The organism is Citrobacter sp. RHBSTW-00524 (assembly GCF_013747755.1).
GTDB classification, from domain to species: Bacteria; Pseudomonadota; Gammaproteobacteria; order Enterobacterales; family Enterobacteriaceae; genus Citrobacter; species Citrobacter braakii.
In genome coordinates this window covers 4,398,981-4,425,879 of the sequence record NZ_CP056421.1, presented here as the reverse complement: position 1 = coordinate 4,425,879, position 26,899 = coordinate 4,398,981, and the positions used below count along the sequence as shown (strand labels likewise).

Genomic DNA, 26,899 nt, shown 5'->3' with positions numbered 1-26,899 from the left:
AGCCATGCCAAAACGTACAGACATAAAAAGTATCCTGATTCTGGGCGCGGGTCCGATCGTTATCGGTCAGGCGTGTGAGTTTGACTATTCCGGCGCGCAGGCTTGTAAAGCCCTGCGTGAAGAGGGTTACCGCGTTATTCTGGTGAACTCTAACCCGGCGACAATCATGACCGACCCGGAAATGGCCGATGCCACCTACATCGAGCCGATTCACTGGGAAGTGGTACGCAAAATCATTGAGAAAGAGCGCCCGGATGCGGTGCTGCCAACCATGGGCGGTCAGACGGCGCTGAACTGTGCGCTGGAGCTGGAACGCCAGGGCGTACTGGCTGAGTTCGGCGTGACCATGATTGGCGCGACGGCGGATGCCATTGATAAAGCGGAAGACCGTCGTCGCTTCGACATCGCGATGAAAAAAATCGGTCTCGATACCGCACGTTCAGGCATCGCTCACACTATGGAAGAGGCGCTGGCGGTTGCCGCTGACGTAGGCTTCCCGTGCATTATCCGTCCGTCCTTCACCATGGGGGGCACCGGCGGCGGTATCGCCTACAACCGCGAAGAGTTTGAAGAAATTTGCGAACGCGGTCTGGATCTTTCCCCAACCAACGAACTGCTGATTGATGAATCGCTGATTGGCTGGAAAGAGTACGAGATGGAAGTGGTACGTGATAAAAACGACAACTGCATCATCGTCTGCTCCATCGAAAACTTCGACGCGATGGGCATCCATACCGGTGACTCCATCACCGTTGCGCCAGCCCAGACGCTGACCGACAAAGAATATCAAATCATGCGTAACGCCTCGATGGCGGTACTGCGTGAAATCGGCGTTGAAACCGGTGGTTCTAACGTCCAGTTTGCGGTAAACCCGAAAAACGGTCGTCTGATTGTTATCGAGATGAACCCGCGCGTCTCACGCTCCTCGGCTCTGGCGTCCAAAGCAACCGGCTTCCCGATTGCTAAAGTCGCAGCCAAGCTGGCGGTAGGTTACACCCTCGACGAACTGATGAATGACATCACCGGCGGGCGGACTCCGGCTTCGTTTGAGCCGTCCATCGACTACGTTGTGACGAAAATTCCACGCTTCAACTTCGAGAAATTTGTTGGCGCTAACGACCGTCTGACCACCCAGATGAAATCTGTCGGTGAAGTGATGGCGATTGGCCGCACCCAGCAAGAGTCTCTGCAAAAAGCGCTGCGCGGTCTGGAAGTGGGCGCGACCGGCTTCGACCCGAAAGTAAGTCTGGATGACCCGGAAGCGCTGACCAAAATCCGCCGCGAGCTGAAAGACGCAGGCGCCGAGCGTATCTGGTACATCGCCGATGCTTTCCGTGCTGGCCTGTCCGTCGATGGCGTGTTCAACCTGACCAACATCGACCGCTGGTTCCTGGTGCAGATTGAAGAACTGGTGCGCCTGGAAGAAAAAGTCACAGACCTTGGCATCAACGGCCTCGACGCTGACTTCTTGCGCGTACTGAAGCGCAAAGGTTTCGCCGATGCGCGTCTGGCGAAGCTGGCCGGCGTACGCGAAGCGGAAATCCGCAAGCTGCGTGACCAATATAACCTGCACCCGGTCTACAAGCGCGTGGATACCTGCGCGGCAGAATTTGCCACCGACACCGCTTACATGTACTCCACTTATGAAGACGAGTGCGAAGCGAATCCAACTCAGGATCGTGACAAGATTATGGTGCTGGGCGGTGGTCCAAACCGTATCGGTCAGGGCATTGAATTCGACTACTGCTGCGTACACGCCTCGCTGGCGCTGCGTGAAGACGGTTACGAGACCATCATGGTCAACTGTAACCCAGAAACCGTTTCTACCGACTACGATACCTCCGACCGTCTGTACTTCGAGCCGGTAACGCTGGAAGACGTGCTGGAAATCGTGCGCATCGAGAAGCCGAAAGGCGTTATCGTGCAGTACGGCGGCCAGACTCCGCTGAAGCTGGCGCGCGCGCTGGAAGCGGCAGGCGTGCCGGTTATCGGCACCAGCCCGGATGCTATCGACCGTGCGGAAGACCGTGAACGCTTCCAGCAGGCGGTTGACCGTCTGAAGCTGAAACAACCGGCGAACGCCACCGTGACCGCCATTGAAATGGCGGTTGAGAAGGCGAAAGAGATTGGTTACCCGCTGGTGGTGCGTCCGTCCTACGTTCTCGGCGGCCGCGCGATGGAAATCGTCTACGACGAAGCCGACCTGCGTCGCTACTTCCAGACTGCGGTCAGCGTTTCTAACGATGCGCCGGTACTGCTGGACCGTTTCCTTGATGACGCGGTGGAAGTGGACGTGGACGCCATCTGCGACGGCGAAATGGTGCTGATTGGCGGTATCATGGAGCACATCGAACAGGCGGGCGTGCACTCCGGTGACTCCGCATGTTCTCTGCCTGCGTATACCCTGAGCCAGGAAATTCAGGATGTGATGCGCCAGCAGGTGCAGAAACTGGCCTTCGAACTGCAGGTTCGCGGTCTGATGAACGTCCAGTTTGCGGTGAAGAATAACGAAGTTTACCTGATTGAAGTGAACCCGCGTGCGGCGCGTACCGTTCCGTTCGTCTCCAAGGCAACGGGCGTACCGCTGGCGAAAGTCGCGGCGCGCGTGATGGCCGGGAAAACGCTGGCACAGCAGGGCGTCACCAAAGAAGTTATCCCGCCGTACTACTCGGTAAAAGAAGTGGTGCTGCCGTTCAACAAGTTCCCGGGCGTTGATCCGCTGTTAGGGCCAGAAATGCGCTCTACTGGTGAGGTGATGGGCGTGGGTCGTACCTTCGCGGAAGCGTTCGCCAAGGCACAGCTCGGCAGCAGCTCCACCATGAAAAAACAGGGTCGTGCGCTGCTCTCCGTTCGCGAAGGCGATAAAGAGCGCGTGGTTGACCTGGCGGCGAAGCTGCTGAAGTTTGGTTTCGAGTTGGATGCGACGCACGGCACCGCGATTGTGCTGGGCGAAGCCGGTATCAATCCACGTCTGGTGAACAAGGTGCATGAAGGCCGTCCGCACATTCAGGACCGTATCAAGAATGGCGAGTACACTTACATCATCAACACTACCGAAGGCCGTCAGGCGATTGAAGACTCCAAGCTCATTCGCCGCAGCGCACTGCAGTACAAAGTGCATTATGACACCACCCTGAACGGCGGTTTCGCAACGGCGATGGCGCTGAATGCCGATGCTACCGAGAAGGTGACCTCGGTTCAGGAAATGCACGCGCAGATCAAAAAGTCATAAAAAAAAGGCCCGGTGATAATTGCGCTAACCGGGCCTGCAATATAATTTGGAAAGGGTTTCTGTAAAGAAACCCTTTTTTATCTCTCATAAGGTCATTCCTGGCCAACCGTGCTTTCATAACCACATTTTCAATGTAATAAGCACGATGTTGCTCACACTAATCAACATTCAAGTCGCATACTATCCATTATATCCACAATTTTAATATGGCTTAGTTTTTATTAATTTGGACAGGCCGTAGCCAGATTTTTAATTTGTGAAATGGTGTGCTTATGTGTGAAAAATATGTTGAAAGACCGCTTTATTTGTTAATTGCTGACTGGATGATGGCTGAAGATCGTTGGATCACAGCAAAGGAAATTTCCCGCCATTTTGATATTGAACACTGCAAAGCAATTAATACGCTCTCTTATATTCTGTCGGAAGTGGGAGAAATTGTTTGTGAAGTTAAGATGATCCCTAATCAAATTGCAGGTCGCGGCTGCCAGTGCCAGCGTTTGGTGAAAGTCATCAGTATTGATTCTCATCTCTACAGACGCTTGAATCACAATTTGCAGGAAAAAAAGGTGAGTGTGGCGAAAACGCCGCGACTGCCAGCGGTTCCCCCAACAGAGCTTAACCGTGAGCAGAAATGGCAGATGATGCTCTCCAAGAGCATGCGTCGATAATGGTGATTTGCCGGATCGGCGTGAGCGCTTCTCCGGCATAAATTACCGTGCTGATTTTGGCTTTACGTCCGTCGTGCCTTTCAGGCGCGGCCGGTTTTTTTCGACCTGCGTTAATGGCAAGGTTTCGTGTAGTCCTGTTTGGCAGCGGATTGCAAGGTCCTGATACTCTTTGGTGTTCAGCCGTTTCCAGTGCAGCTCCTGGTCCGTGACTTCACGCAGTACGCGAACCGGTGAACCAACCAGCATCTGCCTTGCCTCTCCCTGAAATCCGGCTTTGACAAAGCTCATGGCAGCGACAATGCTCTCTTCGCCAATCACCGCGCCGTCCATAATCACGCTGTTCATGCCAATCAGCGCATCTCTGCCCACCACGCAGCCGTGCAGGATTGCGCCATGGCCGATGTGTCCATTCTCATGCACGATAGTGTCGGTGTCGCAGTAGCCGTGCATGATGCAGCCATCCTGCAGGTTAGAACCGGCTTCCAGAATCAGGCGACCATAGTCACCGCGCAATGAGGCGTGTGGACCAATATAAACCCCGGCCCCCACGATGACATCGCCAATCAGCACAGCGCTGGGATGGACATAGGCATCCGGATGTACCACCGGAATCAGGCCCTCAAAGGCGTAATAGCTCATTGTCTTATCTCGGTTTTATTGCCGGATTGCGGCGTAAATACCTTATCCGGCATAGGCACATTAACGACCTTTCCATACCGGATCGCGTTTTTCCGCAAATGCCTGTGGTCCTTCGAGCGCATCTTCCGAGTGCAGCACCGATGGATAGTGCTTCAGCACACCGCTGCGGATGTACCGGTAGCCTTCTTCCACCGGCATTTCGCTGGTCGCACGGTAAATCTCTTTCAGCGCGGCGATAGCCAGCGGGGCGCTATTCACCAACTGCTGCGCCAGTTCGCGCGCGCTATCCATCAGTTCGCTCTGGCTGACAACGCGGTTGACGATGCCCCAGCGCAGTGCTTCTTCGGCGCTCATTCGTCTGCCGGTCATCACCATTTCGTTGACGATTGCCGGTGGCAGCAGTTTAGGTAAACGCAGTACGCCGCCGCTGTCAGGCACGATCCCGAGTTTTGCTTCCGGCAGCGCGAAGCTGGCATTTTCCGCACAGACGATAAAATCCGCCGCCAGCGCCAGCTCAAAACCGCCGCCAAACGCGTAGCCGTTTACCGCGGCGATGACCGGCTTATCGAGGTCGAAAATTTCGGTTAAACCGGCGAAGCCGCCTGGGCCAAAATCGGCATCTGGCGCTTCACCTTCGGCCGCCGCTTTTAAGTCCCAGCCCGCAGAAAAGAATTTCTCTCCGCCGCCGGTGATAATTGCTACGCGTAATTCCGGGTCATCACGAAAATTAAGAAAAGCTTCCCCCATTGCAAAGCTGGTTTTAGCGTCAATGGCATTGGCTTTAGGCCGGTCAAGGGTAATTTCCAGGATCGGGCCGTTACGGGTCAGATGTAATGATTCACTCATAGTTCATCTCCAGATAATTAGGTTTCCCGGCCGGAGGAATTCCGACCGGAAGGGTTATTTCAGATTTTTTTTGATTATTTTTCCTGAACAATTGCGCGGCAGGTCGGTTCTTATCTCCATAAAAGAAGGAACCTTGAATTTCGCCATATTGTTTTCGCAGAAGCTGAAGAACTCAGCTTCGCTTAATGTTTCGCCCTCATTAAGGACGACAAAAGCTTTAATGGCTTCATCACGGATCGAGTCTTTAATACCGACAACCACAATGTCCTGAATTTTCGGATGCGCAGAAATAATATTTTCCAGCTCGACGCAGGAGACATTTTCCCCACCGCGTTTAATCATGTTGCAGCGTCTGTCGACGAAATAAAAAAAACCGTCCGCATCCTGGTAACCCGAATCACCGGTATGTAACCACCCTTCAGGTTCCAGCGCTTTGGCAGTAGCGTCGGGTTGCGCGTAGTACTCTTTGAAGATTGTTTTTCCCGGCACGCCTTTAATGCAGATTTCGCCAATTTCTCCGGCGGGCAGGGGACGGTTGTGATCGTCACGGATTTCGGCTTCATAGCTAAAACCCACGCGACCAATAGAAGGCCAGCGCCGTTTGTCTCCAGGGCGATCGCCAATAATGCCCACGATGGTTTCGGTCATGCCGTAGGAGGTCAGCAGTCTGACGCCAAAGCGGTCGATAAAGGCATCTTTTTCCTGTTCGGATAAATTGAGATAGAACATCACTTCGCGCAGGTGATGCTGTCTGTCCGTTGGGGCTGCGGGTTGGACCATCAGCGTTCTGATCATCATCGGGATGCATTCGGTGACCGTCGCCTGATATCTACGCACCTGATCCCAGAACGCCCTGGCGCTGTACTTCTCCACCAGCACAAAGGTGCTGCCTGCGGAGAAGGCAGCCATGGCAGCCGTACACTGACAGTCGATATGAAAAGCGGGCATCACCGTCATATAGACGTCATCATCGCGCAGAGCGATTTGCCAGGAGGTGTAGTAGCCCGCAAAGCGCAGGTTGTAGTGGGTAATCACCACCCCTTTAGGCCGCGAGGTGGTGCCTGAGGTAAACAGAATTTCCGCCGTATCGTCAGTGGATAACGCAGGCGTATAGCACAGATTAGTCGACTGGTGGGCTTGCAGTTGGGTAAAGTGGCTCACGCCGTCGTCAACCGGAAGCTGCTCGCCAATCAGACAGATATGATTAAGCGGAGTGGTATTTTCCAGCCGTATCTGGCGGTACATAGGATAAAACTCGGCACTGGTGACCAGCAGGCTCACCTGGCTGTTTTGCAGGATCCAGGCGCTCTCTTCGCCCAGCAAGCGGGCATTAATCGGCACCATAATGGCGCCAATTTTTGCCAGTCCAAACCAGCAAAAGATAAATTCCGGACAGTTATCCAGATGCAATGCGACCTTGTCGCCCTTGCGGACCCCTAAGGAATGGAAAAGGTTCGCCGTGCGGTTTATCTCTTCATTGAGCGAGGCATAGCTATACTGCCGAACGATTCCTTCGCAGGATTCGAAAATTAACGCCGTTTTATCTCCGTACACCCCGGCCAGGTCGTCCCACATCTGACGTAAGTTTTGTCCGCCAACGATATCCATAATGCTTTATCCACTGAAATCAGGCGTGAGCGCTAACCAACCAGCGGGTCAGCGCGTCGCGTTTATTCCTCAACTCTGGCCAGGCCTTTGCCGACCAGCTCATTTATGTCTGCTTCGCTATAACCAATGTTTTTCAGAATGGCGGCGGTATCCATGCCGTGTGACGGCATGCCACGCCAGATTTTCCCCGGGTTGTTTTTAAATTTCGGCATGATGTTCGGCCCTTTGCAGGTGCGGCCGTCCATCGTTTGCCACTGAGTAATGGATTCACGGGCAACGTACTGCGGGTTGCCTTCCAGTTCAGGAATGGTCAGTACCTTCGCGCAGGCGATATTCAGCTCAGCAAAGCGCGCCTGGACTTCGGCGATGGTGTGCGTTGCCAGCCAGGCATCCAGTTTCTCTTCCACGAGCGGGCCGTAAGGGCATTCCACGCGATGGATAAGCTGGGTACCTTCCGGGACTTCCGGTGTGCCAAGAATGTGGGCGAGGCCAATATCATTGAAGCACTCGTTGATTTGCGTGATGCCGACCAGCTCCATGACGATATAGCCATCGGCGCATTTATAGAGACCGCAGCCAGCGTAATACGGGTCTTTGCCTTTGGTCATGCGTGGACAAATTTCGCCGCCGTTGAAGTAGTCCATCATGAAGTACTGACCCATACGCAGCATCACTTCGTACATGGCGATATCAATGCTTTCACCCTTACCCGTTTCGCGTACTTTGTGCAGGGCTGCCAGCGCTGCTGTCGTTGCGGTCATCCCGGAGAAGTAATCGGCGGTGTACGGGAAGGCCGGCATCGGCTGATCAACATCACCGTTTTGGATCAGATAGCCGCTGAACGCCTGCGCGATGGTGTTATATGCCGGAAGATTGGTGTACTCCTCGGTACCAAACTGGCCGAAGCCGGAAAGGTGGGCGATAACCAGTTTTGGGTTATGTTCCCACAGCACATCATCGGTAATGCCGCGGCGAGCAAAGGCCGGGCCTTTACTGGCTTCAATGAAAATATCGGTGGTTTCCATGAGCTTCAGAAACGCTTCCCGGCCTTCATCTTTGAAAATATTCAGCGACAGGGCGTGCAGGTTACGGCGTGAGAGCTGTGGATAGTTAGGTTGCACGCGGATGGTATCGGCCCATGCGACGTTTTCAATCCAGATAACCTCAGCACCCCATTCGGCGAACATCTGTCCGGCGAACGGGCCGGCAATTTCGATCCCTGAAAAAACCACGCGTACCCCGGCAAGTGGGCCAAAGGTTGGCATTGGTAAATGATTCATAATTTTGCTCCTGGCATTTTTTGTAGGCCCGGTAGGCGCAGCGCCACCGGGCATGTTGCCGGATGGCGGCGTAAACGCCTTATCCGGCCTACGAATCGTGCTGAATTAGCGGTATTGCTTGAGTACCGCACGACCCAACGTCAGGATCTGCATTTCATCAGAGCCACCAGAAACACGGTCAACGCGTAGATCGCGCCAGAAACGCGTGATGCGATGGTTACCCGCGATACCTACACCGCCCAGCACCTGCATGGCGGTATCGACCACTTCAAACGCGGCGTTGGCGCAGAAGTATTTGCACATTGCCGCATCGCCCGAAGTAATGGTGCCGTTATCCGCTTTCCATGCCGCTTCAAGCAGCATGTTTTTCATGGAATTCAGTTTGATCGCCATATGCGCGAACTTCTCCTGAATCAGCTGGAAACGGCCGATCGTTTCGCCAAACTGCACGCGCTGATTGGCGTAGCGCGCGGCGTCTTCAAAAGCGCACATTGCCGTACCGTAGTTGGTCAGTGCGACAAGGAAGCGTTCATGATCGAACTCTTCTTTCACGCGGTTGAAACCATTACCTTCCCGACCGAACATGTCTTTCTCGTCCAGTTCAACGTCGTCAAAGGTGATTTCACAGCAGCTATCCATGCGCAGACCGAGTTTCTCCAGCTTGTTGACCTTTATACCCGCTTTGCTCATGTCAACGAACCACTCGGTGTAAACAGGTTTATCCGGCGATGCACCATCTCTCGCCATAACCACGATGTACGGGGTATAGGCGCTACTGGTGATAAAGCACTTACTGCCATTAAGATAAACCTTACCATTTTTACGTGTATAAGTGGTTTTCAGGCTGCCAACATCCGATCCCGCTCCCGGTTCGGTGATGGCTGAGTTCCACATCTGCTTACCGGTGCCCTGGAATGCCATGATTTTATCAATCTGCTCTTGGGTACCTTCACGCAGAAAAGTGTTAAAACCGCCCGGCAATTGGTACAACACGTAAGTTGGCGCACCAAGACGACCCAGCTCCATCCAGACGGCAGCGACGGTAACAAAACCCGCTTCCAGACCACCGTGTTCTTCCGGGATCAACAGACTATCAATGCCCATATCCGCCAGCGCTTTTACAAAACGCTCAGGGTAGACGCTGTCACGATCGCACTCGGCAAAATAAGCTTCCCAGTTCTCACTGGCCATCAATTCACGAATACCGGCGACAAACAGCTCCTGCTCGTCATTTAAGTTGAAATCCATCTTTCAGCCTCTTGATCAATTGGGTTAATAAGAATTACTTGTCTTTCCAGTGCACTTTGGCGTCTTTAATAAAGGACAGCGTCACCATGATGTTGACGAAGAACAGCGGGCATCCTCCGGCGATAATCGCGGTCTGAATCGGCTTCAGCCCACCCAGCGCCAGCAGAACGATACCGATGATGCCGACCAGAACGGACCAGCCGATACGCACTAACAGCGGCGGTTCTTCACCATCGCGGACTTCACGACAGGTGGACATCGCCAGGGTGTAAGAGCAGGCGTTAATCAGCGTCACGGTGGCAATAAAGCAGAGGATGAAGAATCCCCACATGGTGGCGGTGCTGAGCGGTAGAGCAGCCCAGGTTTCGATAATGGCGCGCGCCACGCCGTGTTGTTCAATCAGCTGCGGGATGTTGAGAATGTTTTTATCCATCAGCAGCAGCGTGTTGCTGCCAAGGACTGTCCACAGGATCCAGGTCGACGCGGTCAGGCCCAGCACCATCCCGAAGCACAGTTCACGGACGGTACGACCACGAGAAATACGGGCCAGGAAGATACTCATCTGGATGGCGTAAATGACCCACCACGCCCAGTAGAAGACGGTCCAGCCCTGTGGGAAGCCGCCTTTACCGATGGCATCGGTATAGAACAGCATGCGCGGCAGATACATCAACAGCATGCCGACGGAGTCGGTGAAGTAGTTCATGATGAAGCTGGCGCCGCTGACGATAAACACCCAGCCCAGCATCAGGAAGCTCAGATAGCTACGCACGTCGCTGGCGATCTTGACCCCTTTTTGCAGGCCGCAGGCCACGCAAATGGCGTTCAATATGATCCAGCAGGTAATGATGATTGCGTCGAGTTGCAGCGTATGCGGAATACCGAACAGATACTGCATGCACTCGGTTACCAGCGGAGTGGCCAGACCGAGGCTGGTACCCATCGCAAAGATCAGCGCCACCAGATAGAAGTTATCGACGATGGTGCCGAACAGCCCTTTCGCATGCTTCTCGCCCACTAACGGTACCAGCGTGGAGCTGGGACGGATGACGTCCATCTTGCGCACAAAGAAGAAGTAGGCGAAAGCCACAGAAAGGAAACTGTAGGTTGCCCACGGCAACGGTCCCCAGTGGAACAGGCTGTACGCCAGGCCCAGCTCTTTCGCGCCCGTGGAGTTAGGCGCGAGAGCAAACGGCGGGGTGGAAATGTAGTAGTAGATCTCGATGGAACCCCAGAACAGCACCGCGGCGGATGTACAGGAAGCGAACATCATAAAAATCCAGCTGGTGGTACTAAACTCTGGTTTTTCGTCGCCTAATTTCTTTTTGGCATACGGGCCAAAGACCAACCAGAACCAGCCGAAGAGCATGACGACCATATACCATTCAAATGCCCAGCCCCAGACATTGGTGACATAACTGAATACCGCATTAATAACGACGTTAGCGGCATCGAGATCTCTTACAGTTAGCCAACAAAGTATCCCAACTATTATTAATGGCGGAAAAAAAACCTTCGGTTCAATTCCCGACTTTCTCTTTTCATTTTTCATAAGTGAATTCCAGTGTGAAAACGAAACTTATTTAGCGTGCCCGTGCATGATCTTTTGTTTATTTATTATTAATGATTTGTTGATAACTTTTAACCTCTGGGAGCGCCTCAGTGAGTAACCCATAATGAGTATTCATATCGGGTGGTTCTGTTATCTCTGTCACACTTTTTTATGCTGAGTAATTCGCTTAAAAATTTGATGTTTTTTGTTTTTAATCAATTGGTTGGTTGTGGTTTTTTAACTTTTTTAAGTGACTGGCGTTCAATATTGTTGAACCCGCAGACAATATTGAAAATTTTCATATTTGACGTGATTCTTTCAATATTGGTGAGGTGCATAACACTATTGAAAGTTACGAATTTCAATGTGTGACATTTTCAATATTGGTGATTAAGGTTTTATTTCCGAATTAAAGAGCGTGATATCTGTATTTAACACTGCCGATATAAATACGTTTCCTTCATGATTTCTGGAGATGCAATGAAGATAATTACTTGCTACAAATGCGTACCTGATGAACAGGATATTGCGATTAATAATGCTGATGGTTCACTCGATTTCAGCAAAGCGGATGGCAAAATAAGCCAGTATGATCTGAATGCGATCGAAGCGGCTTGTCAGTTGAAACAACAGTCAGGAGAGGCCCAGGTTGTGGCCATGAGCGTCGGTGGCAAAGCGCTGACCAATGCAAAAGGGCGAAAAGATGTGCTTTCACGTGGCCCAGATGAACTGATTGTTGTTATTGACGATCAATTTGAGCAGGCGCTGCCGCAACAAACTGCCAGCGCGCTGGCTGCCGCCGCGCAAAAAGCAGGTTTCGATCTGCTTATTTGCGGTGACGGTTCTTCCGATCTTTATGCTCAGCAGGTTGGTCTGCTGGTGGGCGAAGCGCTGAACATTCCGGCGATTAACGGCGTGAGTAAAATCCTCTCTCTTACCGACAGCACTCTGACGGTAGAGCGTGAACTGGAAGATGAAGTCGAAACTCTGAGCATTCCGCTTCCGGCGGTGATCGCGGTCTCAACAGACATCAACACCCCACAAATCCCTTCCATGAAAGCCATTCTTGGCGCGGCGAAAAAACCGGTTCAGGTCTGGTCGCCGACAGACATTGGCCTGAGCAGCGCGCAGGTATATTCCGAACAACACGTTGCTGCACCGAAGCAGCGTGAGCGTCAGCGCGTTGTAATTGAAGGTGACGGTGAAGAACAGATTGCCGCGTTTGTCGAGAATCTTCGCAAAATCATTTAATTATCAGGGGATGTTATGAACAAATTTTCCAGTATCTGGGTATTCAGCGATACCCCTTCTCGTCTGCCGGAACTGATGAATGGTGCGCAGGCTTTAGGTGAAAAAGTTAACACGTTTGTGCTGAGTGAAGCGGACTGCGCGACGGCATGCCATTTAGGCGCAGATGATGTCTGGTTACTCAGCGGTAAACCAGAAGACCGTATGGTCGAAGACTACGCTGATGTGATGGCCGAAACTATTCGTCAGCACAGCGAGGGCGGGGCGGTGCTGCTGCCGAATACGCGTCGCGGCAAGCTGTTAGCGGCAAAACTGGGTTTTCGCTTGTCGGCAGCGGTCTCCAACGACGCCAGTGCAGTCGCCGTGCAGGACGGAAAAGCGGCGGTAAAACATATGGTCTACGGCGGCCTGGCGATGGGGGCAGAAACAATCGCTTCACCGTTCGCCGTGATAACGCTCAGCAGTGGAACGTTTGACGCGCAGCAACCGGATACCGCCCGCAGCGGCGAGGTGCACAGTGTGTCATGGCAGGCTCCGGCTGTAGCCGTTACTCGTACGGCAACTCAGGCACGTCAGAGCAACAGCGTCGACCTCGACAAAGCCCGTCTGGTGGTTAGCGTGGGACGCGGGATCGGCAGCAAAGAAAATATCTCGCTGGCGGAGGCGCTGTGCCAGACGATTGGTGCCGAGCTGGCGTGCTCCCGTCCGGTGGCGGAAAACGAGAAGTGGATGGAGCACGAACGCTACGTCGGCATCTCCAACCTGATGCTCAAGCCGGAACTGTATCTGGCCGTGGGGATCTCCGGGCAGATCCAACATATGGTCGGCGCCAACGGCGCGCAGACGATTTTCGCCATCAACAAAGATAAAAATGCGCCGATCTTCCAGTATGCGGATTTTGGCATCGTTGGCGATGCGCTGAAGATCCTGCCTGCGCTGACGGCTGCTTTAGCGCGTTAAACCATTTCGGGCAGGATGCGAAGGTGTCCTGCCGCTGACAGGAGTACGTATGTCCGAAGATATCTTTGATGCCATCATCGTGGGTGCAGGTCTGGCGGGTTCGGTTGCGGCGCTGGTGCTGGCTCGGGAGGGCGCACAGGTGCTGGTTATCGAGCGCGGCAATTCTGCTGGCGCGAAGAATGTCACCGGTGGGCGCATGTATGCGCATAGCCTGGAGAACATCATTCCCGGCTTTGCTGAGCAGGCCCCCATTGAACGCATCATCACCCACGAAAAACTCGCCTTTATGACCGACAAAGGGGCGATGACCATCGACTATTGCAACGGCGAAGACGCCAAATCGTCGCAGGTTTCTTACTCTGTCTTACGCAGTAAATTTGACGCCTGGCTGATGGAACAGGCCGAAGAGGCGGGCGCTCAGCTCATCACCGGTATCCGCGTGGATAACGTTGTGCAGCGCAAGGGCAAAGTCGTGGGCGTGGAAGCCGATGGCGATATTCTGGAAGCCAAAGTGGTGATCCTTGCCGACGGAGTGAATTCTCTGTTGGCTGAAAAGTTGGGTATGGCAAAGCGCGTCGAGGCATCGCATGTTGCCGTCGGCGTAAAAGAGCTGATCGAGTTGCCGAAATCGGTAATTGAAGATCGTTTCCAGTTACAAGGGAACGAAGGGGCTGCCTGTCTGTTTGCCGGATCGCCCACCGATGGGTTGATGGGCGGTGGCTTTCTCTATACGAATGAAACGACCCTTTCTCTGGGACTAGTCTGCGGCCTTCATCATCTGAAAGATGCGAAAAAATCGGTTCCGCAAATGCTGGAAGATTTCAAACAGCATCCGGCGGTTGCCCCGCTGATCGCCGGTGGCAAGCTGGTGGAATATGCCGCGCACGTCGTACCGGAAGCCGGTATCAACATGCAGCCAGAACTGGTGGGGGACGGCGTACTGATTGCTGGTGACGCTGCCGGAATGTGTATGAACCTCGGCTTTACCATTCGCGGTATGGATCTCGCCATATCCGCAGGTGAAGCGGCGGCGAAAACGGTACTTTCCGCAATGAAGCGCGACGATTTTAGCAAGCAGTCGCTGGAGGAATACCGTCAGCATCTGGACGAAGGCCCGATGCGCGATATGCGCATGTATCAAAAGCTACCCGCTTTTCTTGATAACCCACGCATGTTTACCGCTTATCCGGAAATGGCGGTCAGCATTGCGCGCGACCTGTTCACCGTGGATGGTTCGGCACCGGTGCCAATGCGTAAAAAAATCCTGCGCCATGCGAAGAAAGTGGGCTTCATCAACCTGATGAAAGATGGCCTGAAAGGAGTGACCGTATTATGACATCTCCCGTCAACGTGGACGTCAAACTGGGCGTCAATAAGTTCAATGTGGATGAAGACAGTCCGCATATCATTCTCAAAACCGATCCTGATAAACAGGCGCTGGAGGTGCTGATTAAGGCCTGTCCGGCTGGCCTGTATAAAAAGCAGGATGACGGTAGCGTACGTTTTGATTATGCCGGATGCCTGGAATGCGGAACGTGCCGCATTCTCGGACTGGATACAGCGCTGGAAAAATGGGAATACCCGCGTGGGACGTTTGGCGTGGAGTTCCGCTACGGCTAAACCTGGTGCCGGATGGCGGCTTCGCCTTATCCGGCCTACAGGAACAATGCGTAGGCCTGATAAGCGTAACGTCATCAGGCATTAAGTTAAAATAAAACAGGACATAACCATGCAGCAGCCCAGGAACTTTGATGACATCAAATTCACCTCTATTCACCGCCGGATAATGCTGTGGGGAAGCGGTGGGCCGTTTCTGGATGGTTATGTGCTGGTGATGATTGGCGTGGCACTGGAACAGCTCACGCCAGCATTGAAACTGGATGCGCAGTGGATTGGTCTGCTGGGCGCCGGTACGCTCGCGGGTCTGTTTGTGGGGACGTCGCTGTTTGGCTACATCTCCGACAAGGTCGGGCGGCGCAAAATGTTCATTATCGATATTATCGCCATTGGCGTGATATCGGCGGCAACCATGTTTGTCTCCTCGCCCGTTGAGCTGTTGGTAATGCGCGTGCTGATCGGCATTGTGATTGGTGCCGACTACCCGATCGCCACCTCGATGATCACCGAGTTCTCCAATACCCGCCAGCGCGCTTTCTCCATCGGTTTTATCGCCGCTATGTGGTATGTCGGCGCCACCTGTGCCGATCTGGTCGGCTACTGGTTGTATGATGTTGAGGGCGGATGGCGCTGGATGTTGGGCAGCGCGGTGATCCCATGCATTTTGATCCTGATTGGGCGTTTCGATCTTCCAGAATCGCCGCGCTGGCTGCTGCGTAAAGGTCGGGTGAAAGAGTGTGAGGAGATGATGATCAAACTGTTCGGCGAACCGGTGGTGTTCGACGAAGAAGCGCCGCAGGAGACGCGCTTTCTTCAGCTATTTAATCGCCGTCATTTCCCGTTTGTACTGTTTGTCGCCGCTATCTGGACTTGTCAGGTGATCCCGATGTTTGCCATTTATACCTTTGGTCCGCAGATTGTGGGGCTACTGGGGCTTGGTGCCGGGAAAAGCGCCGCGTTGGGAAATGTGGTAATCAGCTTGTGCTTTATGTTGGGGTGCATTCCTCCCATGTTCTGGCTTAATAGCGCGGGCCGACGACCGCTGTTAATTGGCAGCTTCATTATGATGACGCTGGCGCTGGCCGTTCTAGGGTTAATCCCTGATATGGGCGCGTGGCTGGTGGTGCTGGCGTTTGCCGTATACGCGTTTTTCTCTGGGGGACCAGGAAACCTGCAATGGCTATACCCTAACGAACTGTTTCCCACTGATATTCGTGCGTCTGCCGTCGGGGTGATTATGTCCTTAAGCCGTATCGGCACCATTGTTTCAACCTGGGCGCTGCCAGTGTTCATCACCAAATACGGGATCAGTAATGTCATGTTGATGGGGGCGGGAATTTCGCTGATCGGCCTGCTCGTGTCCATCGCTTTCGCCCCGGAAACGCGAGGTCTGACGCTGGCGCAAACCAGCCAAATGACGATCCGCAGTAAACCCGTGACCAGGACGGGTTATTAGGAGTGTTCTGTATTTTCCCTGCAACTCAGTCAGTTAGCCTACAGTTAACGGGTATATCACTGAAAACGACTGAAAAGCAGGGAGAACACCATGCAAAAACATATTCTGATCACCTCTATTTTTACCGCAGCAGCACTGTTCACCGTTGCCGGTTGCTCCTCGAACCAGGCGGTTAAAACTACCGATGGCAAAACAATCGTGACCGACGGCAAACCGCAGGTCGATGATGATACAGGCCTGGTGTCGTACAAAAATGCGCAAACGGGTAAGACGGAACAAATTAACCGCGATCAGGTTAAAGATATGAGCGAACTGGATAACTAGTTCAGTTTTCTCCATTCAACCACTCAATAATATTGACTGTTAGCCTGCGGATTAACTGACTAAACTCACTGTTATTACAATAATGCAGTGAAACAGGCTAATCATGATCCTCATCATTTATGCGCATCCCTATCCGCAGCACTCGCATGCGAATAAGCGGATGCTTGAACAGGCAAGGATGCTGGAGGGCGTGGAGATCCGCTCGCTCTACCAGCTCTACCCCGACTTCAATATCGATATTGCCGCTGAACAGGATGCGCTGGCGCGCGCTGATTTGATTATCTGGCAGCATCCTATGCAATGGTATAGCACTCCTCCCTTACTCAAGCTGTGGATGGATAAGGTCCTTTCGCACGGTTGGGCGTATGGCCACGACGGGACTGCGCTCCACGGTAAACATCTGCTGTGGGCAGTGACGACCGGCGGCGGCGAAAACCACTTTGATATTGGCTCCCATCCCGGATTTGATGTGCTTTCCCAGCCCTTACAGGCAACGGCGCTCTACTGTGGCCTCAAATGGCTGCCGCCGTTTGCGATGCACTGTACGTTTATCTGTGATGATGAAACTCTGCAGGCACAGGCGCGTCATTACAAACAGCGTCTGTTGGAGTGGCAGGAGGTTCATCATGGATAACCATACGCTAATACAGGCGCTGATTTATCTCGGATCGGCGGCGCTGATTGTCCCCATTGCCGTGCGACTGGGACTAGGGTCAGTGCTGGGGTATCTCATCGCAGGGTGCATTATTGGACCATGGGGTCTGAGGATGGTGACCGACGCTGAATCAATCCTGCATTTTGCGGAGATCGGCGTGGTGCTGATGCTGTTTGTCATCGGTCTGGAGCTGGATCCGCAACGTTTGTGGAAACTGCGGGCCTCGGTGTTCGGTGGTGGTGCGCTGCAGATGGTGGTTTGCGGCGGTCTGATTGGTTTGTTCTGTATGTTCCTCGGCCTGCGCTGGCAGGTAGCGGAACTGATCGGCATGACGCTGGCGCTTTCCTCCACGGCTATTGCAATGCAGGCGATGAATGAAAGGAACCTGATGGTTTCGCAAATGGGACGCAGCGCGTTTGCCGTGCTGTTGTTCCAGGATATCGCCGCTATTCCTCTGGTGGCGATGATCCCATTACTTGCGGCGAGCGGAGCATCGACAACGCTTGGAGCGTTTGCGCTCTCCGCCCTTAAGGTGGCGAGCGCCCTGGTGCTGGTGGTGTTGCTGGGGCGTTATGTGACGCGTCCGGCCTTGCGTTTTGTCGCTCGCTCTGGCCTGCGGGAAGTATTCAGTGCCGTTGCGCTGTTCCTCGTTTTTGGCTTCGGTCTGCTGTTGGAAGAGGTTGGACTGTCGATGGCGATGGGGGCGTTCCTGGCTGGCGTGCTGCTGGCAAGCTCTGAGTATCGTCACGCGCTGGAAAGCGATATCGAGCCATTTAAAGGGCTGCTGCTGGGACTGTTTTTCATCGGCGTCGGGATGTCTATCGACTTTGGTACGCTGATTGATAATCCCTTGCGCATTATCATTCTGTTGGTCGGTTTCCTGGTTATCAAAACCGTCATGCTGTGGCTGATAGCGAAACCCTTACAGGTGCCGAACAAGCAGCGCAGATGGTTTGCCGTGTTATTAGGGCAGGGCAGTGAGTTTGCCTTCGTGGTGTTTGGCGCGGCGCAAATGGCAAACGTGCTTGATCCTGATTGGGCGAAATCTCTGACGCTGGCGGTGGCGCTGTCGATGGCGGCGACGCCGATTTTACTGGTAATTCTGACGCGTCTGGAAAAATCGGCGACCGGTGTAGAGCGGGAAGCAGATGAAATCGACGAGGAACAACCTCGGGTGATCATTGCCGGGTTTGGGCGATTTGGTCAGATAACCGGTCGTCTGTTGTTGTCAAGTGGGGTCAAAATGGTGGTTCTTGATCATGACCCGGACCATATCGAAACGCTGCGTAAATTCGGCATGAAGGTTTTCTATGGCGATGCGACGCGGATGGATCTGCTGGAGTCTGCCGGGGCGGCTAAAGCTGAAGTTATTATTAACGCCATTGATGATCCGCAAACCAGCCTGCAACTGACCGAAATGGTGAAACAGTATTTCCCCCATCTGCAAATTATTGCCCGTGCGCGCGACGTGGATCATTACATCCGCCTGCGCCAGGCTGGCGTGGAGATGCCGGAACGTGAAACCTTTGAGGGCGCGCTGAAGACCGGACGTCTGGCACTGGAAGGTCTTGGGCTTGGACGCTATGAAGCGCGTGAGCGGGCCGATGTATTCCGCCGCTTCAACACGCTGATGGTTGAGGAGATGGTGAAAGGGGAAAATGACGCAACGTCCCGCGCGGCGGTATATAAACGCACCAGCGAAATGCTGAGTGAAATTATTGCGGAAGATCGTCAGCACTTATCATTAATTCAACGCCATGGCTGGCAAGGCACGGATGAAGGTAAGCATACGGGCGACGTCGCCGATGAGCCGGAAGTGAAACCGTCAGCATAGGGTAAAAAATGTGATGTTCTGCAAACTTTACTGCTAATTGGCTGTTTTTGAACTACTGTAATGCTGGCGTACCACCTTAAATAGGTCGGTTCGCCAGCAGAACGGAAAATTTTCATGCTCATCCTCTTTCCGCCAGTCGACGAAAGATTGCGCTTTCCGTATAGTGGCGACAATTTTTTTGTATCCGGGAAACATTCAATGATCAGTCTGATTGCGGCGTTAGCGGTAGATCGCGTCATCGGTATGGAAAATGCCATGCCATGGAACCTACCTGCCGATCTCGCCTGGTTTAAACGTAATACCTTAAACAAGCCGGTTGTCATGGGACGCCACACGTGGGAATCCATCGGGCGACCGTTGCCAGGGCGTAAAAATATCGTCATCAGCAGCAAGCCTGGCACCGACGATCGCGTGCAGTGGGTGAAGTCTGTTGAGGAAGCGATCGCGGCCTGTGGCGATGAACCTGAAATTATGGTTATTGGCGGTGGGCGTGTGTACGAGCAGTTCCTGCCGAAAGCGCAGAAACTGTATCTGACACACATTGATGCGGAAGTTGAAGGGGATACGCATTTCCCGGACTACGAACCGGATGACTGGGAATCAGTGTTCAGTGAATTCCACGATGCTGACGCGCAAAACTCCCACAGCTACTGCTTCGAGATTTTGGAACGTCGTTAATGTGGATGCCTGATGGCGTTGCGCTAATCAGGCCTACAGATTGCACATTCGTCTGCCGGATTAGGTGTAAGCACTGCCATCCGGCAGACGGCTATCAGGCGTTGACGGCCTCGCCGGGATCCAGATTCAGATGGCGATTTGATGGCTGTACAAAGTACTGTTTGTCTTCCCAGCGCAGACAGGTGAGATCCCCGCCCCAGCAACACCCCGTATCTAACGCGTAAATACCTTCTGGCGTGCCTTTGCCCTCCAGCGATGCCCAGTGCCCGAATGCAATGCTATAGGCTTCACTGACCGGTCCAGGAATGGCAAACCACGGCTTCAGCGGGGCAGGCGCATCTTCTGGCGACTCTTTGCTGTACATATCCAACTGACCGTTGGGGAAGCAGTAACGCATGCGGGTAAACGCGTTGGTAATAAAACGCAGGCGCGCCAGCCCCGTCAGTTCCGGGGTCCAGTTATTTGGCATGTCGCCGTACATGGCATCAAGGAAGAATGGATAAGAGTCGCTCGACAGCACGGCTTCAACATCGCGAGCACAGTCCTTCGCCGTCTGCAGATCCCACTGTGGGGTAATCCCTGCATGCGCCATGACCAGTTTCTTCTCTTCATCAACCTGCAACAGCGGCTGACGACGTAGCCAGTTAAGCAGCGTGTCAGCATCCGGGGCCTCAAGCAGCGGCGTGAGCCGGTCTTTCGGTTTATTACGGCTGATGCCAGCAAACACGGCCAGCAGGTGTAAATCGTGATTACCGAGGACTAACCGTACGCTGTCGCCCAGCGATTTAACGTAGCGCAAAACGTCTAACGACCCTGGCCCACGCGCGACCAGATCGCCGGTGAGCCATAAGGTGTCTTGTTCTGGATTAAAGTCAACCTGGTGCAGCAAGGCTACCAGTTCATCGTAACAACCGTGAACGTCGCCAATGAGGTATGTTGCCATAGCTATTGTTTTAATGAATGAGTGTAGGAACGGCGAGTCGGAACACGGGAATGTCGATAGTAAAGGCGATCCCTTGTTCATCGATCATTTCGTAATGACCCTGCATGGTGCCCAGCGGTGTTTCAATCACCGCACCGCTGGTGTACTGGTACTCTTCGCCAGGTTCGATGTGGGGCTGAACGCCAACCACGCCTTCGCCCTGAACTTCGGTTTCACGGCCATGACCATTGGTGATCAACCAATAACGCCCCAACAGCTGCACAGGCGCTCGCCCCAAATTGCGGATAGTCACGGTATAAGCAAAAACGTAACGTTCATCATCAGGTGAGGATTGCGCCTCAATGTAGACGCTTTGTACCTGAATGCACACTCGGGGCGAATTGATCATGTTTAACTCTCCTTCGATGGCGCGTTTTCTGACAGATAGTTAGCCATCCGGCAGTATTGCGCGACAGAGATATTTTCCGCTCGCATCGCCGGATCAACGCCCAGCTCTGTCAGTACTTCAACGCTAAACAGGTTGCCGAGACTATTACGTACCGTTTTGCGACGCTGATTAAACGCTTCAGTGGTAATACGGCTCAGCACACGAACATCTTTAACGGGGTACGGCATTGTCGCGTGAGGGACCAGACGTACCACGGCGGAATCGACTTTAGGCGCAGGCGTAAATGCGGATGGCGGCACTTCAAGTACCGGGATCACATTGCAGTAATACTGCGCCATGACGCTTAATCGACCATACGCTTTACTGTTTGGCCCTGCAACCAGACGGTTGACCACCTCTTTTTGCAACATGAAATGCATGTCGGCGATGGCATCAGTATAGGAAAAAAGATGGAACATGAGCGGCGTGGAGATGTTATACGGCAGGTTGCCGAATACGCGCAGCGGCTGACCCATCGTTTGTGCGAGTTCGCCGAAGTTCATGGTCATGGCATCTTGCTGATAAATCGTCAGCTTCGGCCCTAAAAACGGGTGTGTTTGCAGGCGGGCGGCGAGATCGCGGTCCAGCTCAATGACCGTGAGCTTGTCCAGGCGTTCGCCTACAGGTTCGGTCAACGCTGCCAGGCCTGGGCCGATTTCGACCATAGCCTGACCTTTCTGCGGGTTGATAGCAGAGACAATACTTTCGATCACAAACTGATCGTTGAGGAAGTTTTGCCCGAAACGTTTACGGGCTAAGTGGCCCTGATGGACTCGATTATTCATTGGTATTAACAATCATTTTGATGGCGAGATTAAGCGCCGTAATAAAACTGCCGACATCTGCTTGCCCACGACCCGCAAGTTCAAGCGCGGTGCCGTGATCGACGGATGTGCGAATAAAGGGCAGGCCCAGCGTGATATTCACACCGCGACCAAATCCCTGGTATTTTAGCACGGGGAGACCCTGATCGTGGTACATTGCCAGCACGGCATCCGCGTGGTCGAGATATTTGGGCTGAAACAGCGTATCTGCGGGCAGCGGGCCGTTTAATTTCATCCCCTGCACACGCAGTTCATCAAGGACCGGAATGAGGGTGTCTATCTCTTCCGTTCCCATATGACCACCTTCACCGGCATGCGGGTTAAGACCGCACACCAGAATATGCGGATCGGCAATGCCAAACTTGGTGCGCAAATCATGATGCAAAATACCGATCACTTCTTTAAGCAGAGCAGGCGTAATGGCGTCGGCAACGGCTCTGAGCGGCAAATGAGTGGTTGCCAGGGCAACGCGCAGCGCTTCAGTCGCCAGCATCATGACGACTTTCTTCGCCTGTGAGCGCTCTTCAAAAAACTCGGTATGTCCGGTAAACGGGACGCCTGCGTCATTGATTACGCCTTTGTGCACCGGACCGGTAATCAGCGCCGCAAACTCACCTTGCAGACAACCATCGCAGGCGCGAGCCAGCGTATCCACCACATATTGTCCGTTCTCTACCGCCAACTGACCCGCGATAACAGGCGCCCGCAGAGCAATCGGCAACAGCGTCAACGTACCTGCTGATTGCGGTCTGGCTGGGGTATCTGGAGAGTATGGGAGGAGTGAAAGCGGTAAACCGAGCATTGCTGCCCGGTCACTGAGGAGTGCGGCATCCGCACAGACAACGAGTTCTACAGGCCACTCACGTTGGGCGAGCTGAACCACCAGGTCCGGGCCAATCCCGGCGGGTTCGCCGGGAGTGATCACAACGCGTTGAATACGAGTCATTAGTTGCTCAGAACTTTAACGTAGGCGCTGGCGCGCTGTTCCTGCATCCAGGTCGCAGCTTCTTCCGAGAATTTACGGTTCATCAGCATACGATAAGCTCTGTCTTTCTGCGCCGCGTCAGTTTTATCAACGTTACGCGTGTCCAGCAGCTCGATCAGATGCCACCCGAAAGAGGAGTGCACCGGGGTACTCATCTGGCCTTTGTGAAGTTTGGTCAGCGCATCGCGGAAAGCGGGATCGAAAATATCCGCTGCAGCCCAGCCCAGATCGCCGCCCTGGTTGGCAGAACCCGGATCCTGAGAAAACTCTTTAGCCGCTGCCGCGAAGGTTGTTTTACCGCTCTTAATATCAGCTGCGATTTGTTCCAGCTTCAGACGCGCCTGTTGATCGGTCATGATAGGCGATGGCTTGAGCAGAATATGGCGGGCATGAACTTCAGTCACGGAGATGCTCTGGCTTTGACCACGCATATCGTTAACTTTCAGGATGTGGAAGCCGACACCAGAACGAATTGGGCCGATGATATCGCCTTTTTTCGCGGTGCTTAGCGCCTGGGCAAAGATGCCCGGCAGCTCCTGAATACGTCCCCAACCCATCTGGCCGCCTTTCAGCGCCTGCTGGTCAGCGGAATAGGTGATAGCCAGTTTGCCGAAATCGCTACCGTTACGCGCTTCATCAACAACAGAGCGCGCCTGACTTTCAGCCGCGTTAACCTGGTCAGAAGTTGGGTTTTCCGGTAATGGGATCAGAATGTGGCTCAGGTTCAGCTCGGTGCTGGCATCGTTTTGGTTGCCGACCTGCTGCGCCAGAGCATCCACTTCCTGAGGCAGGATAGTAACGCGACGGCGAACTTCGCTGTTACGCACTTCAGAGATGGTCATCTCTTTGCGGATTTGGTTACGATAGGTCGAATAGCTTAAGCCATCCTGTGCCAGACGGCTGCGCATCTGATCCAGCGTCATGTTGTTTTGCTTGGCGATGTTGGCAATCGCCTGATCCAGTTGCTCGTCAGAGATTTTAACACCCATCTTCTGACCCATCTGCAGGAGGATTTGATCCATGATCAAACGTTCCAGGATCTGATGACGCAGCGTGGCGTCGTCCGGTAATTGTTGACCAGCCTGACCCGCATTAAGTTTTACTGACTGCATTAAGCCATCGACGTCGCTTTCCAGAACGACGCCGTTATTGACGACGGCTGCGACTTTATCGACTACCTGTGGGGCAGCGAAACTGGTATTCGCGATCATGGCGATACCGAGAAGCAGCGTTTTCCAGTTCTTCATACTTTTTCCATTTCAATTAACCGCAAAGCGGATTACGTTGTAAATCAATCAGATCATAAAGAGCTTTGATACGGTAAAATGTTCGAACGCAACATTTGGTTGGTGCCGAGACCGTAGTTGGAACTCAGGCCGCGTAGTTCGATATTAAAGCCGATCGTGTTGTCATAAACTGCATGTTTCTGAGTGTTATCCCAGCCGTTCAGCTTACGTTCGTAGCCGAAGCGAATGGCGTAACAGCAGGAGTTGTACTGCAGACCCAGCATGGAATCCGCTTCTTTGTTCACGTTGGTATCAAAGTAGTAAGCCCCGACAATCGACCAGCGGTCGGCGATTGGGAAGCTTGCCACTGCGCCCACCTGCGAAATCCCGTTTTCATATTGTGGTTTAGTCACATCACGGGAAGGCACTGCAGCCTGAATATACTCCGGGCTGGCATAACGGTAGTTCAGCTGCAGCATACGGTTTTCGTCGCGACGATATTCGATGCTGCTGTTGCTGGTTGCGATGCTGTCAAGACGGGTATCGTACTGGATTCCACTGCGTAAACCCCAGCGATTGGAGATGCGCCAGTAGGTGTCGCCAGCCCATACCAGTGAGCCCGTTTTGTCGTCATTCTCCCATTTAATGTTGTCATCGCCAGTGCGAGACTCGGTAAAATAGTAGATTTGACCCACAGAAATATTAAAACGTTCAACGGCCGCGTCATCATAAACGCGAGATGTGACCCCGGTCGTTACCTGGTTGGCAGATGCGATGCGGTCCAGACCGCCATAGGTACGATCACGGAACAGGCCGCTGTAGTCAGATTGCAGCAGGGACGAGTCATAGTTAAAAATATTACTTTGATCTCGATACGGTACGTACAGGTACTGCGCGCGCGGCTCCAGCGTCTGGGTATATCCCGGGGCCAGCATTTCCATATCGCGTTCAAAGACCAGTTTACCGTCAACTTTAAACTGTGGCATGACGCGGTTGACGGAATCTTCCAGGGAATTAGCCGCGTTAAGGGTATTTAAATTATCCGGATTAGGATTGTTACGATAATTTTTTCTTGCGAATGATTGATACTCGCTGATGTTGTTTTGCTGATAGTGCGTTGCCATCAGCTTCAGCTCAGTGTTGATACTTCCCCAATTATTCGACAATGGCAGATTGATGGTCGGTTCAAGGTGTAAACGAGTTGCTTCCGGCCTGTTGTCGTTGGTATTAACGAAATGGACTGCCTGACCATAAATCCGGGTGTCAAACGGGCCCACATCATTCTGGTAGTAGTTGACGTCTAACTGCGGCTGCGCAGAGTAACTGTTACTGTTTTGTGCGTCGAAGACCTGGAACTGCTTGGTCGAAACCGTCGCGTCAAAGTTTTGTACCGCGTAGCCGACGCTGAATTTTTGCGTGGCGTAGCCGTCGGTACTGGAACCGTATTTATTATCAAAATCATTAAAGTAGCTGGTGTCACTGACCTTGGTGTAGTCAACGTTGAAACGCCACACCTGATCCATCACACCAGAGTGTTGCCAGTAGAACAGCCAGCGGCGGGAATTGTCATCCTTCGGATGTTCATCCTCGTACACTTTATCGGAATTCAGATAGTCGAACTCCATCAGACCTGCGCCCGCTTGGGTGAGGTAGCGGAATTCGTTCTCCCACATGATACCGCCACGACGGTGCATATAATGCGGCGTGATGGTGGCGTCCATATTGGGCGCAATGTTCCAATAATACGGGAGATAGAACTCAAAATAGTTATTGGTAGAGTATTTTGCGTTCGGGATCAGGAAACCAGAGCGACGCTTATCGCCGACGGGTAACTGTAAATAAGGACTGTAAAAGACCGGAACCGGACCCAGTTTAAAACGGGCGTTCCAGATCTCTGCGACCTGTTCTTCACGGTCGTGAATGACTTCGCTACCGACGACGCTCCAGGTATTGGAACCTGGCAGACAGGAGGTGAAGCTACCGTTTTCCAGAATGGTATAGCGGTTTTCCCCACGCTGCTTCATCAGATCGGCTTTTCCGCGCCCCTGACGACCTACCATCTGATAATCACCTTCCCAGATGTTGGTATCTTTGGTATTCAGATTAGACCAGCCCTTCGGCCCCTTCAGAATAACCTGATTGTCATCATAATGGACATTGCCCAGCGCATCGACGGTACGAACTGGCTCCGGCTGGCCTTCTGCCTGCTTCTGATGAAGCTGCACTTCGTCGGCCTGCAGACGGCTGTTACCCTGTGCGATGTCCACATTGCCGGTAAACACCGCGTCATCCGGGTAATTCCCTTTCGCGTTGTCAGCAGTGATGGTGACGGGTAATTCATTAGTCTCGCCCTGTACCAGAGGACGGTCATAGCTTGGCACGCCCAGCATACACTGTGAGGCGAGATCGGCTGCCAGACCCTGATGGCTATAGAGGGCGCTGGCAATCATGGTGGCCAGAAGAGTGGGAATACGTTTTTTCATACGTTGTATTTATTGTTCCATCATCAGTAGCGTCGCGCGTGACAAACGGTCACAGCCTAACTTATCTCATCTTCACTTCGCTAGTATTAATCCTGCCCATTTTATCCCGCCACCTTTCAAGCTGCATCTTCGTTCCAGACGAATTGGTCACTGCGTTGCCGCCTTG

At 53.2% G+C, this 26,899-nt stretch carries 23 protein-coding genes; 11 read left to right on the top strand and 12 right to left on the bottom strand.

Features of this window, described 5'->3' with window-relative positions:
• Positions 1-4 precede the first annotated feature (4 nt).
• Positions 5-3,232 (top strand): carbamoyl-phosphate synthase large subunit, encoded by a 3,228-nt coding sequence (gene carB / locus HV229_RS21285; protein WP_047498316.1) that lies wholly within the window; start codon positions 5-7, stop codon positions 3,230-3,232.
• Between the two features lie 272 nt (positions 3,233-3,504).
• A complete protein-coding gene (gene caiF, locus HV229_RS21280) occupies positions 3,505-3,900 on the top strand; it encodes a carnitine metabolism transcriptional regulator CaiF (RefSeq protein WP_016151651.1) in 396 nt (131 codons plus the stop codon).
• 42 nt (positions 3,901-3,942) lie between these two features.
• Here the strand turns inward: caiF and caiE are convergent, their stop codons facing one another.
• From caiE to caiT, 6 genes are all read right to left on the bottom strand, one after another.
• Entirely contained in the window at positions 3,943-4,539 is a 597-nt protein-coding gene (caiE, locus tag HV229_RS21275; RefSeq protein ID WP_047358347.1) for a carnitine operon protein CaiE, read from the bottom strand.
• A 60-nt stretch (positions 4,540-4,599) separates the two neighbouring features.
• Positions 4,600-5,385, bottom strand: coding sequence for a crotonobetainyl-CoA hydratase (gene caiD, locus HV229_RS21270; RefSeq protein ID WP_000004376.1), 786 nt, complete (start codon positions 5,383-5,385; stop codon positions 4,600-4,602).
• 54 nt (positions 5,386-5,439) lie between these two features.
• Entirely contained in the window at positions 5,440-6,993 is a 1,554-nt protein-coding gene (caiC, locus tag HV229_RS21265; protein WP_181546325.1) for a crotonobetaine/carnitine-CoA ligase, read from the bottom strand.
• Between the two features lie 62 nt (positions 6,994-7,055).
• Positions 7,056-8,273 carry an L-carnitine CoA-transferase gene (caiB, locus tag HV229_RS21260; RefSeq protein ID WP_016155668.1) on the bottom strand — a complete coding sequence of 406 codons (1,218 nt, stop codon included), beginning with the start codon at positions 8,271-8,273 and terminating at the stop codon, positions 7,056-7,058.
• Positions 8,274-8,378: 105 nt separating this feature from the next.
• Entirely contained in the window at positions 8,379-9,521 is a 1,143-nt protein-coding gene (gene caiA / locus HV229_RS21255; RefSeq protein WP_003018898.1) for a crotonobetainyl-CoA dehydrogenase, read from the bottom strand.
• A gap of 34 nt (positions 9,522-9,555) precedes the next feature.
• Positions 9,556-11,073: an L-carnitine/gamma-butyrobetaine antiporter gene (gene caiT, locus HV229_RS21250; RefSeq protein ID WP_181546323.1), complete on the bottom strand. Its 1,518-nt coding sequence runs from the start codon at positions 11,071-11,073 to the stop codon at positions 9,556-9,558.
• A gap of 480 nt (positions 11,074-11,553) precedes the next feature.
• Between caiT and HV229_RS21245 the strand changes: the two genes are divergently transcribed.
• The 9 genes from HV229_RS21245 to folA all read left to right on the top strand — a co-directional run bounded on the left by HV229_RS21245 (position 11,554) and on the right by folA (position 19,845).
• Positions 11,554-12,324 (top strand): electron transfer flavoprotein FixA, encoded by a 771-nt coding sequence (locus HV229_RS21245; RefSeq protein ID WP_181546321.1) that lies wholly within the window; start codon positions 11,554-11,556, stop codon positions 12,322-12,324.
• A 15-nt stretch (positions 12,325-12,339) separates the two neighbouring features.
• On the top strand, positions 12,340-13,281 hold the full coding sequence (locus HV229_RS21240; RefSeq protein WP_016155671.1) for an electron transfer flavoprotein subunit alpha/FixB family protein: 942 nt from the start codon (positions 12,340-12,342) through the stop codon (positions 13,279-13,281).
• A gap of 49 nt (positions 13,282-13,330) precedes the next feature.
• A complete protein-coding gene (locus tag HV229_RS21235; RefSeq protein ID WP_181546319.1) occupies positions 13,331-14,617 on the top strand; it encodes an FAD-dependent oxidoreductase in 1,287 nt (428 codons plus the stop codon).
• The gene (gene fixX / locus HV229_RS21230; RefSeq protein WP_000203736.1) at positions 14,614-14,901 is read left to right on the top strand and encodes a ferredoxin-like protein FixX; all 288 of its coding nucleotides are present in this window, start codon (positions 14,614-14,616) and stop codon (positions 14,899-14,901) included. The genes HV229_RS21235 and fixX overlap by 4 nt, the downstream gene beginning before the upstream one ends.
• A gap of 109 nt (positions 14,902-15,010) precedes the next feature.
• The gene (locus tag HV229_RS21225) at positions 15,011-16,354 is read left to right on the top strand and encodes an MFS transporter (RefSeq protein WP_016151659.1); all 1,344 of its coding nucleotides are present in this window, start codon (positions 15,011-15,013) and stop codon (positions 16,352-16,354) included.
• Positions 16,355-16,444: 90 nt separating this feature from the next.
• A complete protein-coding gene (locus tag HV229_RS21220; protein WP_003018880.1) occupies positions 16,445-16,678 on the top strand; it encodes a YgdI/YgdR family lipoprotein in 234 nt (77 codons plus the stop codon).
• 103 nt (positions 16,679-16,781) lie between these two features.
• On the top strand, positions 16,782-17,312 hold the full coding sequence (gene kefF / locus HV229_RS21215; protein WP_181546317.1) for a glutathione-regulated potassium-efflux system oxidoreductase KefF: 531 nt from the start codon (positions 16,782-16,784) through the stop codon (positions 17,310-17,312).
• Positions 17,305-19,167 carry a glutathione-regulated potassium-efflux system protein KefC gene (gene kefC, locus HV229_RS21210; RefSeq protein ID WP_181546315.1) on the top strand — a complete coding sequence of 621 codons (1,863 nt, stop codon included), beginning with the start codon at positions 17,305-17,307 and terminating at the stop codon, positions 19,165-19,167. The genes kefF and kefC overlap by 8 nt, the downstream gene beginning before the upstream one ends.
• 198 nt (positions 19,168-19,365) lie before the next feature.
• On the top strand, positions 19,366-19,845 hold the full coding sequence (gene folA, locus HV229_RS21205) for a type 3 dihydrofolate reductase (RefSeq protein ID WP_016151662.1): 480 nt from the start codon (positions 19,366-19,368) through the stop codon (positions 19,843-19,845).
• A 94-nt stretch (positions 19,846-19,939) separates the two neighbouring features.
• Here the strand turns inward: folA and apaH are convergent, their stop codons facing one another.
• From apaH to lptD, 6 genes are read right to left on the bottom strand one after another with little or no spacing between them, the layout of a single operon-like run.
• Positions 19,940-20,788 (bottom strand): bis(5'-nucleosyl)-tetraphosphatase (symmetrical) ApaH, encoded by an 849-nt coding sequence (gene apaH, locus HV229_RS21200; RefSeq protein ID WP_016151663.1) that lies wholly within the window; start codon positions 20,786-20,788, stop codon positions 19,940-19,942.
• Positions 20,789-20,798: 10 nt separating this feature from the next.
• Positions 20,799-21,176, bottom strand: coding sequence for a Co2+/Mg2+ efflux protein ApaG (gene apaG, locus HV229_RS21195; RefSeq protein WP_003018867.1), 378 nt, complete (start codon positions 21,174-21,176; stop codon positions 20,799-20,801).
• A gap of 2 nt (positions 21,177-21,178) precedes the next feature.
• Positions 21,179-22,000, bottom strand: coding sequence for a 16S rRNA (adenine(1518)-N(6)/adenine(1519)-N(6))-dimethyltransferase RsmA (gene rsmA / locus HV229_RS21190; protein WP_003018865.1), 822 nt, complete (start codon positions 21,998-22,000; stop codon positions 21,179-21,181).
• Positions 21,993-22,985, bottom strand: coding sequence for a 4-hydroxythreonine-4-phosphate dehydrogenase PdxA (pdxA, locus tag HV229_RS21185; protein ID WP_181546313.1), 993 nt, complete (start codon positions 22,983-22,985; stop codon positions 21,993-21,995). The genes rsmA and pdxA overlap by 8 nt, the downstream gene beginning before the upstream one ends.
• Positions 22,985-24,271: a peptidylprolyl isomerase SurA gene (gene surA / locus HV229_RS21180; protein WP_131380614.1), complete on the bottom strand. Its 1,287-nt coding sequence runs from the start codon at positions 24,269-24,271 to the stop codon at positions 22,985-22,987. Before surA ends, pdxA begins: the two co-directional genes overlap by 1 nt.
• 53 nt (positions 24,272-24,324) lie before the next feature.
• Complete coding sequence (gene lptD / locus HV229_RS21175; RefSeq protein WP_115191005.1) at positions 24,325-26,733, bottom strand: LPS assembly protein LptD; 2,409 nt, start codon at positions 26,731-26,733, stop codon at positions 24,325-24,327.
• Positions 26,734-26,899 lie beyond the last annotated feature (166 nt).